The sequence below is a fragment of the Serratia sp. MYb239 genome (assembly GCF_002966855.1).
GTDB lineage: Bacteria > Pseudomonadota > Gammaproteobacteria > Enterobacterales > Enterobacteriaceae > Serratia_B > Serratia_B rhizosphaerae.
The window spans coordinates 4,193,553-4,208,342 of record NZ_CP023268.1; the positions used below are offsets into that span (position 1 = coordinate 4,193,553).

15 protein-coding genes and 1 pseudogene are annotated in these 14,790 nt (G+C 58.9%); 5 read left to right on the forward strand and 11 right to left on the reverse strand.

Annotated elements, in window-relative coordinates; genetic code table 11:
- Positions 1–68: 68 nt before the first annotated feature.
- The 9 genes from CLM71_RS20040 to CLM71_RS20080 form a co-directional block, all read right to left on the reverse strand.
- Complete coding sequence (locus tag CLM71_RS20040; protein ID WP_158684839.1) at positions 69–827, reverse strand: hypothetical protein; 759 nt, start codon at positions 825–827, stop codon at positions 69–71.
- Between the two features lie 14 nt (positions 828–841).
- The gene (locus CLM71_RS20045; protein WP_158684840.1) at positions 842–1,702 is read right to left on the reverse strand and encodes a hypothetical protein; all 861 of its coding nucleotides are present in this window, start codon (positions 1,700–1,702) and stop codon (positions 842–844) included.
- Between the two features lie 21 nt (positions 1,703–1,723).
- Positions 1,724–2,539, reverse strand: coding sequence for a hypothetical protein (locus CLM71_RS20050; RefSeq protein ID WP_158684841.1), 816 nt, complete (start codon positions 2,537–2,539; stop codon positions 1,724–1,726).
- 62 nt (positions 2,540–2,601) lie between these two features.
- Positions 2,602–3,438, reverse strand: coding sequence for a hypothetical protein (locus CLM71_RS20055; protein WP_105232559.1), 837 nt, complete (start codon positions 3,436–3,438; stop codon positions 2,602–2,604).
- 182 nt (positions 3,439–3,620) lie between these two features.
- Positions 3,621–4,538 (reverse strand): hypothetical protein, encoded by a 918-nt coding sequence (locus CLM71_RS20060; protein WP_105232560.1) that lies wholly within the window; start codon positions 4,536–4,538, stop codon positions 3,621–3,623.
- A gap of 11 nt (positions 4,539–4,549) precedes the next feature.
- Complete coding sequence (locus tag CLM71_RS20065; RefSeq protein WP_158684842.1) at positions 4,550–5,725, reverse strand: hypothetical protein; 1,176 nt, start codon at positions 5,723–5,725, stop codon at positions 4,550–4,552.
- Positions 5,716–8,169 carry a fimbria/pilus outer membrane usher protein gene (locus tag CLM71_RS20070; protein WP_158684843.1) on the reverse strand — a complete coding sequence of 818 codons (2,454 nt, stop codon included), beginning with the start codon at positions 8,167–8,169 and terminating at the stop codon, positions 5,716–5,718. Before CLM71_RS20070 ends, CLM71_RS20065 begins: the two co-directional genes overlap by 10 nt.
- A gap of 185 nt (positions 8,170–8,354) precedes the next feature.
- On the reverse strand, positions 8,355–9,065 hold the full coding sequence (locus tag CLM71_RS20075; RefSeq protein ID WP_105232563.1) for a molecular chaperone: 711 nt from the start codon (positions 9,063–9,065) through the stop codon (positions 8,355–8,357).
- Between the two features lie 639 nt (positions 9,066–9,704).
- Positions 9,705–10,169, reverse strand: a complete 465-nt coding sequence (locus CLM71_RS20080) for a DUF1090 domain-containing protein (protein WP_158684844.1) — start codon at positions 10,167–10,169, stop codon at positions 9,705–9,707.
- A gap of 358 nt (positions 10,170–10,527) precedes the next feature.
- Between CLM71_RS20080 and CLM71_RS20085 the strand changes: the two genes are divergently transcribed.
- Positions 10,528–11,319, forward strand: a complete 792-nt coding sequence (locus tag CLM71_RS20085) for an ANT(3'')-I family aminoglycoside adenylyltransferase (protein ID WP_105232565.1) — start codon at positions 10,528–10,530, stop codon at positions 11,317–11,319.
- Between the two features lie 23 nt (positions 11,320–11,342).
- On the opposite strand, the gene CLM71_RS20090 is transcribed toward CLM71_RS20085, so the two are convergent.
- Positions 11,343–11,579 carry a hypothetical protein gene (locus CLM71_RS20090; RefSeq protein ID WP_105232566.1) on the reverse strand — a complete coding sequence of 79 codons (237 nt, stop codon included), beginning with the start codon at positions 11,577–11,579 and terminating at the stop codon, positions 11,343–11,345.
- On the opposite strand from CLM71_RS20090, the pseudogene CLM71_RS20095 reads away from it, so the two are divergent.
- Positions 11,485–11,706, forward strand: a pseudogene (locus CLM71_RS20095) (carboxymuconolactone decarboxylase family protein); the annotation flags it as partial. The gene CLM71_RS20090 and the pseudogene CLM71_RS20095 overlap by 95 nt on opposite strands.
- Positions 11,707–11,788: 82 nt before the next feature.
- Positions 11,789–12,415 (forward strand): FMN-dependent NADH-azoreductase, encoded by a 627-nt coding sequence (locus CLM71_RS20100; protein ID WP_105233521.1) that lies wholly within the window; start codon positions 11,789–11,791, stop codon positions 12,413–12,415.
- Here CLM71_RS20100 and CLM71_RS20105 read toward each other — a convergent pair.
- On the reverse strand, positions 12,387–13,334 hold the full coding sequence (locus tag CLM71_RS20105) for a zinc-dependent alcohol dehydrogenase family protein (RefSeq protein ID WP_105232567.1): 948 nt from the start codon (positions 13,332–13,334) through the stop codon (positions 12,387–12,389). The genes CLM71_RS20100 and CLM71_RS20105 overlap by 29 nt on opposite strands.
- A gap of 266 nt (positions 13,335–13,600) precedes the next feature.
- Between CLM71_RS20105 and CLM71_RS20110 the strand changes: the two genes are divergently transcribed.
- Both CLM71_RS20110 and CLM71_RS20115 read left to right on the forward strand, forming a co-directional pair.
- Positions 13,601–14,296, forward strand: coding sequence for a hypothetical protein (locus CLM71_RS20110; RefSeq protein ID WP_105232568.1), 696 nt, complete (start codon positions 13,601–13,603; stop codon positions 14,294–14,296).
- Complete coding sequence (locus CLM71_RS20115; RefSeq protein ID WP_158684845.1) at positions 14,293–14,715, forward strand: hypothetical protein; 423 nt, start codon at positions 14,293–14,295, stop codon at positions 14,713–14,715. Before CLM71_RS20110 ends, CLM71_RS20115 begins: the two co-directional genes overlap by 4 nt.
- Positions 14,716–14,790 lie beyond the last annotated feature (75 nt).

Consider the following 14,790-nt stretch of genomic DNA (forward strand, 5'->3'; position numbering starts at 1 on the left):
GGCCCGCATTCTGGTTATTCAGGTTCATGGTTCCCAGTAAACCTGCCGGTTTATCTTGCCGGCAGGGGTTACAGCCAGGTGGCCGTCACGGTCAGGCTGCTCAGGTAGCGGTTATCCTCCATATCGGCCCGCGGAGCGGTCTGCGGATCGGTATAATTGTCCTCCAGCCAGACGTTAAACGGGTAGCGCCCCAGCTTATGGGCGGGAGCCGCGCCGGGGCGGAACATCAGCCGCATCTCACCGGAATCTCCCAGGCCATGCAACGGCATCACCTGCTCATTACGGTACTGCGCGCTGTCCGGCGGCTGCTCCAGCAGCAGATCGCTGCCGGCCGCCGCCTGCATCACCGACGGCACATAGGTGACGTAATACTCAAAGTAACCGCTCGTCTCTCCGGGTGTCGCCGGCGTCGCTGCGGGTATCAGCCCCATCCGGGCGTCTTTGTGCGGCTGGTTCAGCGTTAGCGGCGTATCCCGCGCGGCAAAGCTGATGCCAACGCCATTGCGCGCCGATGAGCAGTCCACCGGCTCCCCCGTCATCGGATCGACCTGATGCCACTCCGGGTTCTGAAACGCCACCACCACCTGACGACGCAGCGCCGACGGCCCGCCCACCACCCGGGTGCTGCCGTCCGGGCGCACCGTCAGGCCGGCGCGCCAGTTCAACGCCTGCTCGCCGCCGTCCACCGACAGCGTCAGCACGCAGGTCAGCGCCTGTATTTTCGCCTTGGCCGCCACACCTCTGGCCTGCTCGGCGCCGGCCGGCGGCAGAAAGCTGCACAGCACCCCGCCCAACAGTGCCCATCGCCATACTCGAATTCCATTCATCAGTCGCTCCGTGGCTATAAATAAGTGGCGGTTAACGTCAGTTGGCCGCTAAAGATGGTGCCCGGCGGCGGCGGGTTAGCGCCCCAAAGGGTGGTGATCTCTATCGGGCCAGCAAAGAACATCATGAGCTGGGTGGTTGCAGATTTATCAGGCGTACCTACCCCCATAACTCCATCTGCTCGTATATAGCTATTTGGCCTGGTTCCGCTCGTTACAAAGACTCTTCCATCAGACTGTGCGTTAGAACTTTTTTTCTGCTCACGCCCCCATCCTGTAGGCTCTGCAGTACAATGTAAATATTTCCCATCATGTGTCAAATAGGCGCCATCATGACTGAACATCTCATACCATGCGATAGTGCAGTCCCCGCTATCCTGTGACATATAAAAGCCAACATCATAAGGAAAATAATAGGGGGTGGCGGCCTCACTGCCATCTGCATTCAGACGAGGCGCAGTCAACACCGCCGAAGGGGCTCCTTCCCGTACTTTCGCCCCCGCAAAACCCGCAGTCCCCGGTGTAACATCAAACCCGCCAACCATGACCACCATTTTTCCCTCTTTCGGGCAGTTCGGGTCCGCCGTCACGCTGACGTTAAATGTGGTATTGGTGGATACCTCCCCATTGCCACGCACCGGCGTCAGCATATATTTAGGCGCCGCCGGCGTGCCGATACTGACGTAGGACCATTCGCCAAAATCCAGCGTGGCGCCGTTGGCGCCGCCAAATGAAAAGGCGCAGGTGGACTCCACGATACGCGCCTTCAGGTTCAGCGTGGTGCCGCCATCACTGCCGCCAGCCGGACTCACCAGCACCGTGCCGCCGGTGGCCATCATCAGTGCGGCCAGCAGGGCGCGGCCCGTCAGTTTGCTCATCGTTTCCCTCTCCATTGCTCACTATCCATAGGTCGCCGTTACCACAAAGTGGCTGCGGTACTGGTTAACCCCGCTGTCATCCCCGCTGGTGCCCGTCAGCCGGTGCACGCTGGGTGCCGTCGGCCCCCGGTAATCCCGCCGCAGGTAGACCTCAAACGGGTACTCCCCCAGCGTAAAGGAGGGGGCGGCGCTCTCCGGCGCCCGGCGGATAATCACCTGGTCACCCACGGTACCGTCTACCCGCAGCACCGTCGCGCCGTTCATCGTCCCCAGATTGCTGCTCGGGAAGTCGACCGTAATCTTCTCCTGACCGCCGGCGGCGGTTTCCGCTACCTGACGAAACTGGGCTTCATTCACCGCCACGCCGTAGCTGAACCAGGTGCGGCCGTCGGTACTGAGTATTTTCCCTGGCCAGACGCCGCCGGCCTCTTCACGCACCGCCGCCCGCAGCGACAACGCCAGGCTCTCTGCCGCCAGCCGGCAACCGTTTTCAATCATGCTGCCGTCGCCGGTGGCCGGATTACGAAACCCGACCCTGAACGTGCGCTTTAACGCCGCCGCCGCACGCGTAATGCTGGCCTGATTGTCCCCGGCTCCGGGGTGGCTTTCCGCCTTTTCACTCAATCCCACCGTCCACACCAGCGCGCTGCCGTCGTTGTCACCATGCGCGCCGTTATTGCCCACCGCAAGCTCACAGGTCACCGGGCGGGGCATCACAATCAACTCCACTTCCCCCTGCACCTGGGTCATCCCCGGCGGCGGCGCGCCGTGAGCGCTGCTGACCAGCCCAGCTGCCAGCAGGCAGCACAGCGGCTTGATTACGGCTCTGTTCATCATTCCTCCACCACCGGCAAAAGGAGAGGGGCTCTCCCCCTCTCCGTTCACTAAGCTGCCAGGGATCAGTTGTAAGATGCGGTCACGGTAAAGTGGCTGCGGTACTGATTCAGGCCGGTATCTTCACCGGTGGTGCCGCTGGAAGCGTGCACGGTCGGCGCACTGATGCCGCTGTAGTCTTTCTGCAGGTAGACTTCAAACGGATACTGGCCCAGACGGAACGAGGCATCGGTGTTGGTGGATGCTTTACGGATAGTCACGGTGGAGTCCGCACCGCCGTCCAGCGTCAGCGCCTTACCGCCGTTCAGCACGGTGGTGCTCGCCGGGAAGTCGATCTCAACTTTGCCGGCGCCGCCCGCAGCGGTTTCCGCCACGTTGGTAAAGGCGTTTTCATTCACGGCGATGCCGTAGTTAAACCACTTCTGGCCATCGCTGCTCTGCACCTTGCCCGGATAGGCGGCGTTAGGTGCCGTAGCGTCCAGCGCGTTGGCGCGCATGGAGATCGTCATGCTGTCTGCTGCCAGGGAACAGTCTTTATCTGCAACGGTGGCAGAGCCATCACCCACGGACGGGTTCTTAAAGCCGATGGAAACCAGACGCTTCAGCTTTGACTGCGCATCGGTGATGCTGGACTGGTTGTCGCCGGCACCGGCCGCCGATTCACCTTTCTCGGTCAGGCCGACGTTCCACACCAGAGCAGTACCGTCGTTATCACCGTGTGCACTGCCGTTGTCGACGCCGATTTCACAGGTAACGGTCGTTGGCACCACCAGCAGATCGATCTGGGATTCAGCAGTAACGCCGGTATTTGGCGTCGAGTCGGCAACCGCCAGGCCAGAGGTGCCCATCAGTGCTGCTACGGCCACGCTCAACGCCAGTTTTTTCATCATGATATTTTCCATTAACTAATTTCCTTTTAGAGTGTGTCAATAAACGGTTTTGCCCGGCTACTTCACTATCATCCCCCGGCCGAACTGCGGGGTAATGTTTTAAAAACATGCGGTTGCCGCTTCCCTACTGCCAATTCAGGCGTAGGCGTCCCCCCTGCGCCAGGCGTCGGCACAGTACGGTTATCTGTTTATGCTCAGTCGAAGCTGAGGGTCAGCGTCAGCGTGGCGGCATACTCCCCGCGCGGCACGTCGGTCTTCGCCTCCGCCCGGGAACCATGGTGCAGGCGGATATGCAGCGGCAGCGTCAGCGAGGTGGCACTCACCAGATTGGAAGGTAAATAGCCTTGCCCCGCCGGCGCCAGGTTCTGAATATCGTTAATCAGCGAGGTGGCATCGCTCCAGGCGCCATCCCACTCGCCGCCGCTCCCGTTCACCTTCTCCTGCCCCCATTCATTGCTGAATAAGTAGGTCGAGTTATCCAGCTTCAGCAGGCAGTATTCCGCAGCGGTGCACTGCATAACGCTGCTCTCTTTTTTCAGCCGCAGCCACCGCGGCGTGCCGGCACCGCCCACCACCGCATCCCCGGCCCCCACGGTGTAATACAGCCAGCGGCTGCTGCTGACGTCCCGCTCATCCCCCCAGCGCGGATCGTCGTTGCCCCAGTCGACCTCCGGCTGGGCGGACGGGATCCCCTGGTAGGTCATCGCCCCGATAAACGCACCGCCGACGCCCGTCTCCGCGCCCGGCGCCGGGTCGCTGTCCGTCTCGCCCGCCTGCAGCTGCAGACGCAGCTGCGACAACGTACAGTTGTTCAGCACCACGTTAATCAGCCCGTCCTGCAGCACCTCACCCGGCGACTTGCGCGCCCAGCGCCCGCCGGACATTTCGGTAAATCGCAGCGTATGGCTTCCCGCCAGAGGGCCGCCGCCGTTCTCCAACAGCCCGCCCTCAATGCGGCTGGTGCTCACCTCACAGGTGGGCACGTACAGGTGGCCGTAAAATGCCATGCCGTTGGCATGCTGTGATACGCCCCCCAGCACTTCCGCCTCCAGCGCCGCCCCCGCCGCCAGCGGCAAAGAACCCATCAGTACCGCCGCTGCTATCCCTTTCATCACATGGCTCCTTACTGGTAACTGAGGGTATACAACCCTCTGGCCGTCACCGGCCCCGCGTCTGCCGCGCTGACGGCCGTATCCGCCGGCCAGGCGTAGCCGGCCCGGAACTTCAGCGCGATATCCGGCGCATCCGCCGGCCGTGGCCTCAGCAATGGCGTACCGCTCAGCAACGATGTCTCGCTGGCGCCATCCCACTGCGCCAGACGCCAGGCGCTGTCGCCGCCGGGCCACTCGCTGGAGCGGTACCACAGCTGAAACCCCATCCGCCCGGGCGTGCCTTGCGCGGACTGCGCCTGCAGGATGCGGTCGCTGTCCAACGTACCGGTCAGCGGCGTGAAACGGATGTCCAGCCGGGTGTTCCCCACGCAGCTGAGGTTCAGGGTTCGTTCCACGCTGTCCGCCGGCGGCGCCGTAGTTATCCGGCTGCTGACGCTGGCCGGCCCGCCGGCAATCAGGCTGCGGGCCGGCAGGTTAAACACCAGCGCGCCAGCGCTGACGTTGCAAGAGGCCATGGTAGTGCTGGCGCTGACGGTAATCGCGTCGCGGTACTCCGCCATCACCCTGTCCCCCTGCCGGAACGTCACCACCCGGGTCAGAAACGGTCGGTTCAGCGTAGCCAACCCGCCCGGCGTTACCGAAGCATTTACCACCATCAGGCCCACCTCGACCGGCACCGCCGGCGTCTCGGAGCCGTTCTTGCCGATGCTGCGGCACTGGTACTCGCCCGGGCCGCCGGTCACCACTTCACAGTCGCGTCCCTGAGTGGGATCCTGCTGACGAATCATCACCGCAATGCCCGAGGACTCCCCTATCGCACGGCTCTGAAACACCCAGGACCGCTGCCTGGCGCCGGCGCCGCTTACCGCCTGCGACAGGCCGGTATCCAACACGCCGCGATCCACCTCCCACACTTCGTCGTAGGTATAGGTTGCAGACGCATCGCTGCAGGAAGGGCAACTTACCGCCGGCAGTGTCACCATCCGCGATACCAGCGGCACGCTGTCGCTCACCCGCAGCGGCGCCGTCAACGCCTGGGTACCAAACGCGACCGTATACAGGCGGGTCGTCGGCGCGGCTGCGCCTTCCGGCACCAGCCCACACAGCAGCAAGGATGTGACCGCCAGCGCCCGCAGGCCCGTCCGAAGCGGATAGCGCTCCGATGTGTAACCCTGATTCATCGACATTGTGCCGTTGCCTCCGCAAAAGTGCCGTTATCCTTCGCCAGACGGAACTCGGCCTGACAGCGTTCATCCTCATAGCGTCCCCAGGTGGCCGTCAGCGTCCCGCTGTCCGGCATCCCCGACAGATAGACCTGCCCGCGATCGGCCACAATGCCCGTTCTGACCGCATCCGGCAGCTGTACCGACACCATGGCGCCAAACGGTACCGGTTTACCGCTGCGCTGCAGCGTAATCAGCACGCGGCGGCCCACTTCGGCATTAAACCGGGCAGAAACCAGCGATCCTTTGGCAGGAATCAGCAGCTTGTTGGTTTCCTTCAGCTCCACGTTATCGTGCAGATCCTGAATATCCGCCGTGATCTCGTTGCGCTCATAAGGGATCAGGTTGGGCACCACCGCGTAGCCAAACCAGTCGGTGCGGATATTGCCGTGGGACACCTTCACCCCGGATGCGCCCGGCATCTCGACCAGCGCGCTGGCCCCTTCCAGCGACAGCGGCTGGGACAGCGTGGCGCCGTGCGGATGCACCACCACGCCGCCGCTCAGGCCATAGTTCCACTGCCGGCTGTTACGCTGCCAGCCATAGCCGCCGTTGATCATGCCGTAAGACGCGGTATACCCCAGGTTGAGGTTGCCGGACGCCCCCTGCCCCTGATTCCCCCAGCCCTGAGCCAGGGAGTAGCTCAGGCTGTCATCCTGTAACAATGACCCGCTGACGCCCATCTGGTGCTGGGTACGGGCGTTCTGCGCCGTGGTGGAGTAGTTCACCGACGACATACCCGAGCCAAACAGCCGGTTCAGCGGCATGGAGAGGCTCAGCGAAAAGCTTTTATCGGCGCGCGACAGATACGGCGAGGTGCTGTATCCGCCGGAAAGCGATACGGAAATGCCTTTCAGGCTGGTGCCGTAGCTCGCCGACCAGTTCTGCCCGTAGCCGGACTTATTCCAGTAATCATCCCGGCTGCCCGACAGGGAGAGCGAGCCGTAGCTTCCCAGGCTGTGAGAAGCCGATATCTGCAGACGTGAACGCTGGTGGCCGCGCCGGTATCCCTCTTCCTGCGACAGCGCCTTTTTCGGCATTTGCTGTATATCGTTAAAGGAGTAATAACCACGGGTGGCATAACGGTACGCCATTAGGTTCAGCGATGTGGCGCCAAACCCTCTGGCCCAGGCGAAACGGTAGGCCTGACCCTGACTGCGTCCCCGCCTCGGCAGGTGCGTACTGGCATGGGTAACGTCCGCCGAAAAAGCCCCGAGCCGCGTCAGATATTGCCCAATCCCCAGCACCATGGACTGATAATCACGGGAAAGCAGTGCGCCGCCATACAAGGTGGTATTGACCCCCATGCCCCAGGCGGACGACGCCAGTGCAAAACGGCGTGACACGCCGTTACTGACGTCATTGCCCTGATGATAATCGCCCAGCGCCAGGCTGTAGCGAACCCGCCCCTTCCGTTGCAGCACCGGCACCGTGGCGGATGCCTGGGTAAAACGCCGTATGCTGCCGTCCGCCTCTTTAATCTCTACATCCACGTCACCCGCATAGGCCTGAGAAAAATCTCGCAGCTCGAACGGCCCCGGCGGCACGTTTTTCTGGTACAGCAGTTGACCATTCTGCCGCACCGACACCAGCGCATTGCCGTTGGCAATACCGCGAATCACCGGCGCAAACGCCCCCATCTCGGCGTTCAGCATGCCGTCATCCGACTGCATCATCACGCCGCGAAAGGGAACGCTGTCCAGAATGCTGCCGTCGGTCGAAGTCTGCCCCAGGGTAAACTGCCCGCCCTGCCAGAACCCATAGTCGTGCTGCAGCCAGCTGTTCAGGCTGTTCCAGCGCCCTTTGGCCCCCGAGCTGCGCGACCAGTTCATATCGTGGCGCAAACGCCAGCCCCACAGGTTCAGCAGCCCGTTAAGACTGACAAAGTCATTCTGGTTGCGGCCGTCTTCGTTGTTCTGCAAGGATCCCGAATAGTCATAATTCAGCAGCAGTGCGGGCATCCCCTGGTCCCACAGCGCCGGCGGCGTGCGCAACCAGCCCGGGGGCGCAACATACGCCTGAGGCACGATAATGCGCAGCTCGCCACTCTGAAAATCAAATGCCTCCTGAGACTGTGGCACCCACTCGCTCAGCGTATAGGCCCTATTTTCTCCGGCCGTTTTCATTTCCGGCGGGCGCACCGCCTGCAGCGCAGAGACAATCTCCGCCTGCGGTTGAATGCCCCAGGCGTTCAAATCCGCAGCGCGGATCGATGCCTGCAGGCGGCCAGCCTCTTGCGTGCGGGAGATAAAATCAACAATCCGGGTATCAACTTTTTTATCGTTAACAAAAACGGTGACTTCATACTGCCCGGGCAACATCCCCCCCGAGCGGGAGAAATAGTCCAGGTTAAATGAAGACGAGGATTCTCCATCAGAGAACTTCAGAAACCCGGTATCAAAATTCAACGGTTCATCCTGCTGTGCGGAAACATTTCCGGCCAGCGCGGCCAATATGGCCCCCAGAAGAATATGCCCCTCAGGCTTTTTACGCAGACGCCAATCCCTTCCGATTTTTCCCGGCAGATTATCCATATCACTTTATCCGTTATCCGATCGTTCGTCCTGAAGCGAGAATTATCGTTTTATTTACGTCAGAAGGTTTTATTAATACGCGGCGTCTGACCGCCGTAGTCATTAATAACCTGATAGCTCAACGTGCCGTTCGACACCGACAAGGGTGACGAGATCTTGCCGAATGGCGGAATCATCGGATCGTTAAAGGCCACGCCTTTTCCATTATCGAGCAACACGTTCGTCACCGTCAGATAATAAGGCGTCGGGTTACTGAGCGTCAGCAACGCACCATTGCTTCGCACGGTTATTTTTTTATAAGCCTGCGCCACGGCGCGCTCTTCATTTAATGCATGCGGGCGATAGAATAATTTTATCTGGGTATTCAGCGCAAATTGCACCATGCTGCCTTTCCCCTCTTTAGGCTTTGGCGGAATGGCCAACGCATTAAAATAAAATACGGATTCCCGGTCTTCCGGCAATACGCCGCCAGTTCGGTTAATTCTCAATTGAACCGACCCCTTAGGATCAAGGCGATATAATGGCGGCGTTACCACAAAATGCCCACTCCCTTCGGAACTATCCGCAGAGGCCTCTTTGTTTTTTGATGTATAAGGCGAAACCCAGGAGCGCAACAGCCAGGTATCTTTCTCAGACGAGTTATTTGCGATCACCGTCGTCGTTTTATTTGCCGAATCAAAAATCACGCGGGTGGTGCCAAGATAAACACCGCCTGCAGCCTGCGCCAGGCCCGCAGTAAGTAGCAGCAATGCGCCAAGTGTAAATTTCATTATTTATTTCCCTTTGAAAACTAGCATCTCCGAGATGCCGTCAGAAAATTCTATTAATTACCACCTTATTTACCGAGATAATACTGTACAAAAGAAAAGCAATCAACATCGACAATCAATAAAACCACACTCAAGAGAATAACCAAACCCAAAGATAAGAATTTTCTTTAGGAATACTCGAAATAAAAAACAACTTTGAAATTGGCGAGTGATAAAAAAACCTGATAAATCAGCTCTTCAATAAAAAACCATAGATGAACCTAGAAAAAACGCGAAAGAGGCAGGCAGTAAAAATAAAAAACAAAATTTTTCCCATGTTAGTTATTTCTCTACAGAAAAATCTCAGAAACGAGATAAAAAATAACCATAATGGCAAGAAGAAGTCTTGCTGTTAATTCAGCCGTAATAAGAATCAGTGTGGAAAAGGCAAAAGCGGGGGCAAGACGATCGTTGGTTGATACGACGAGGGGAGTTATACATGCTTATGGCGGACCTAGCATCAGAACGGGAATACCACGCAGAGGGGGAGAGACGGTAAGTCCGCCCGCACACGGCGGCGAACTTACCGCTTTCATGCTCCAGACGCCAGTCCGGTCGCTTTTAGCCGGCGGCAATATTTATCAGCAAGCGTGGGTGCCGTTACCAGCGCCGCGCTTCCGCCAGTTCCTGCTTGGCTTCATTCAGCTTATGGGCCTTGTTACGAACCTTTTCCATATCGCCGCTGGCAATCGCCCGATCGAGCTCGATTTCGCGCCGTCTGACTTTATCTTCCTTACCCTGAATTTTATCCTGACGATGACTGGCACCGCTGTAGCCATCAAGACGATGACTCGCCCCGCTATAGCCATCAAGACGATGACTCGCCCCGCTATAGCCGTCAAGGCGATAGCTGGCGCCGCTGTAACCATCAGAACACGCCGCCTCAACCCGGGCCAGCGCCCGCTCCAGCCCTGCCAGACGGTTATGGTTGCCGTAGCGCTTGGCATATTCCATCTGCGTTTTGATTTTACTTTTCTTGATTTCACATCCCTGACGTCCCGCCGTTGCATTGGAGGAAAAAACCATCGCAACACAAACTAATAACAAGGAAGAAAGTTTTTTCATTTATCTGTCCTTAAATCCCCATCGGGATATTTATTCCTCGGAATAGTCCTTTTCTAACCTGGTGTTTATTTTTAACGCATAAAACAACGCACCGTAAATTTACTTGCTGATGCATGGATTTATACCCGAAAGTACCGAAAACTGCCAGAGAGCAAACATCACAACCTTCCCCCTGATTCATAAACAGTTATCAGGAACGTATTTATTTTTTATAAATAAACATGTGTTTCATAAAAATAACATATAAACACTCAATTAATATAAGGAGCGACGCCCGCCTGCATATCATCAGCAACCAACGCTACAATATTTGAACCAATAACACGTATTGCTAACCAATCCAGACAGGATGAACAGCATGACACTATCCCTGACAGCTCCCGTGCAACAGCAGCTGACCGCCGCCGTCGACCTTCTCACCCGCCAGCTTGACCGTAACCTGATGGCCGTCCACCTGTACGGCTCTGCCGTTGAGGGCGGGCTACGGCCCTACAGCGATCTCGATCTGCTGGTTACGGTGCGTGCGCCGCTGGACGACGCGCAGCGGGCGGCCCTGATGCAGGCGCTGCTGACGCTGTCTGCGCCGCCCGGCGCATCGGATACCAAGCGGGCGCTGGAGGTCACCGTGCTGGTGTATTCACAGCTGGTGCCGTGGCGCTACCCGCCGGTCAGAGAACTGCAGTTCGGCGAGTGGCTGCGCGAGGCTATTGGTGCGGGAATCTATGAACCGGCGCAGCAGGACGCAGATATTGCCATTCTGCTGACCAAAGCGCGCCACGCCAGCGTGGCGCTGGCCGGCGACGAGGCGGCACGGCTGTTTCCCCCTGTACCGCCGCGCGACCTGCGGCAAACCTTTCAGGATACGCTGACGCTGTGGCAGACAACCGCAGACCTGCAGGGCGACGAGCGTAATATCCTCCTGACGCTGGCGCGCATCTGGTACAGCGTTGTCCACGGCGATATTACCGGCAAAGAAGAGGGGGCGGACTGGCTGTTGCCTCGGTTGCCCGCCGACCATGCCGCCACGCTGCAGGCGGCACGGCAGGAGTATCTGGGGCTGGCGACGCAGGACTGGGCAGCGGTCATGCCGGCGGTAGAACGCTTTGTTCACTATGCCCAAGCGCAGATTGGCGCCCGGCTCGACGGATAACTGACGTTTTCGCCGCCCCAGCGCTACACCATCACCGCCTTAAAACGCCGCACCGCCGTCTCTGCCTCTGCCGCCGTGGCAAAATTGGCAAACCCCATCAGCAACCCGCCCGCTTCGGAAGGCGTGGCCCGCCAGTCACTCAGCGCCTGCAGCCCCAGCCCGGCGGATTCGGTGGCGGGCTGGCGCGTCAGCGAACGCTTCAGCGCCCGCGAACGCGCCGCGCTGGCCTGGACGGAATCGCTGACGCACGTGGATACCACCCATGCCTCCGACGACGACTTCGAACCGCTCCGCGCGCACTTCAGCGAAGTGGAAATCTCCGACCTGACCTTCGCCATCGCCCTGATGAGCGCCTTTAACCGTCTGGCGATCGGTATGCGTCAGTAACGCCGGGCACGGCTCTACGGCAGCGCCGGAGCGAACTATGCTGATTAACGGGCGCTGCTGCTCAGCGATAGGAGAAGATACGATGAATATACTGCACATTGACTGCAGCCCGCGGCACGATTCGCACAGCCGCCGGCTTTCGGCCGCCCTGCTCGCGCGACTGAAAGCCGCCAACCCTGACGCCGGCGTGACGCGCCGCGACTTGGGCCGCGAGCCGATAGCGCATGCCGACGCCGACTACGCCAGCGTATTATCCTCACCCGGTGCGCTGGCGGCCGGCGCGACGGAAAGCGCGCTGCGGCTGTCGGAAGCCTTGATTCAGGAAGTCGAGCGGGCCGACGCGCTGGTGCTGGGCACGCCGATGAACAATTTCACCGTGCCTTCGGTGCTGAAGGCGTGGCTCGATCAGATTCTGCGTATGGGGCGCACTATCACCACAACCCCCGACGGCGAGAAACTCGGCCTGCTGCAGGACAAACCGGTTTATATCGCCATTGCCGCCGGCGGCGTGTTCAGCGGCGAACGTGCCAGACAGCCGGACTTTCTCACCCCTTACCTCACCGCCGCCTTTGGCTGCATCGGCCTGCATTCCCTGCAGTTTTTTCCCCTACAGGCAACGGCGTTTCTCGACCACGAGCAATTGGCGGCCGCGCAGGAGGCGCTGCTCGCCACCCTGGCGCTCAAGGCTGCAGACTCATCACGGGCTTAATCTGTCGGCCCGGCTGGCGGTACAGCGCCAGCGCCTCCCGCCAGTCGGCCTGCGGAAAGATGTGCGCCTCGCCGCAGCGGCTTTCCGCCAGCAGCGGCCATATCCGCCCGAACAGCGCGTGCCACTGCGCCGCAGCGATGTCGGCCAGATAGTTGCGGATATGAAACCAGCGCACCGGCGGGTAGTGGCGTTTCTGCGCGAACGTCTGCCCGGAGAGCAGCCCGTAACAGACAAACAGCCCGTCCGGCCGCATCGCTTCCAGCAACTGCTGCGCCAGCACGCCGCCGGTGGCGTCAAACACGATATCCGCCGTAGCGGCCAGGTGGTCGATGCGCGCCCGCTCGCTCTGCGCCACGGGGGTAATGCCGCAGGCCGCCAGGCTGTCGGCATGCACCGGGGAACGGCAGATGCCCGCCACCGCCGTCGCGCCACGCTGCAGCGCCCACTGGCCGAGCAGCCTGGCGCAGTCGGAACCAGCGGCGGTCAGCAGCACACGACGCCCCGCCGGATTATACAGATCCAACATCAACAGCGCGGCCAGCGGATTGATATAGGCACGGGACGCCAGCGGGTCCGCGATAGCCTCCGGCACCGGCACCGCCAGCGCCGCCGGGCAACTGACATAGCGCTGCCAGGTTCCCTCGCCCCGCAGCGGCAACACCCGTTTGCCCAGCAGATACTCCGCCCTCGGCGTCGCCTCCGTCACCACGCCGACGCCCTCATAGCCCGCAACGGCCGGCGGCGTAATCCGGTGGCGGTAAGCGCCGGTGAGCGGAATCAAATCAGAGGCGTTCACCGGCGCAAGCCGCATTTCCACCCGCACGCTTCCCGCCGTCAACGCGGCCGGCGGCGCGTGTTCCAGCCGGAGCACCTCTTCCGGTACGCCAAACTCCCGGTACCACAGCGCGCTGTTGACCATTGTTCACCTCGGTGATTAATCCTGTCGCCGGCCCTGCCGCACGTTGCGCTGCATCCTTCCACAGATTGAGCGGTCGGGCAATGGCGTTGCGCGTTCACTCTGTCGCAAAATAGGAATACAAGGCTAGTAAGTTCCGGACAAAAAACGGAAAATAAATTCGTCTCCTCCGGGTGCAAGGAATCACACTCAGACAATGTAGAGAGGATGCGTACTGAAACGTCGTAAGGCATAAGGAAGTTCGTGCAACAAGAAAAGGACATTCAAGAATGAGTAAGAGAAGTGAGATTATTGATGGCTATAAAGCCTCCACGGCAAATAGAGGTTTAATTTACACCGAAGTACTCGGTTGGATCGATCTAGGCCATGCTCGAGGTGATGACGTTAAAAAACTAATGGGTAAGTTGAGGGAAGGGGAAGCATCAGGTAAAAAGTATTATGATGTTAAATACATCCAGTCAATGCTGGCGCGCGGCGTTCTTCGTACTGGAAAGTATATTGAATGGCGCATAAAACGGGGAAGAACCTATTATGAGCAACAAAGTATTACGCTCGCAATGATGATGACGTGCGCACGAAAATTCGAAGCATTCCAGTCAGCATTCCCGAACAACCTTGTTACTGATAGTGGGTTCAGCGGTGAGGATTTAGTATCTGACTTATTGGGTTTCTACCGTGTAATGTCTATCCATAACCCATTCCATATTCTCCGCCCACTCAACAAGGATGAAGCCTTAAGACGTTGGGATCACTATGGTCCGATAGGCTCTTTTAAGAATGAGAGTTTTACACCGCTATTGTTTCCTGATCCGGCTAGATTTCCTCACGCCAAGCCATATTGGTCGGAACTCCCACCTTTTATGAAAACCATCATGCCTTACGGTGACTTTTCATCTGGGAATGTCTCTGTGTCTACAAATGACGGTACTTACATAAAAATAGGGAAAGTAGAGTCAAGACTATGAAAATATCAAAAAAAATAATCCTGAGTGTTGCTACCGTTGCTGCCCTATTTGCCTACTATTGGCCCACGATAACCATGAATTTCGCCAGCAGCGCGCAATATACCGAACAGGATGAAAGAGAATATGCGTTTTACACCCCTGAATTGCTCAAGAAAATGCCACGCATATCGGAGCGTTATCAGTTTGATTATACCAACGTCTCCGGGCCGCAGGCCCTGATATATACGGTGACATTTTATGGCGCCGATGACACCCGAAAAATCAGCGACTATCTGACCGCCGCCGGTTATCAACGGCAGCCTGAATGCCTTTTTGCCGGTGAATGCTGGACATCGGCTCACACCCATTATGCGGTAAGCGTAGTAAAGCCCGACGGTGCCAAAGAAGTCACGGTACAGGTCGAAGACAGCTCGCAGTAAACCATCAAGCCGGCCATATACAAGGGGCCGGCCCTCATGCCAAACCTTGCACTACTCCACAGGCCTGCACCACAG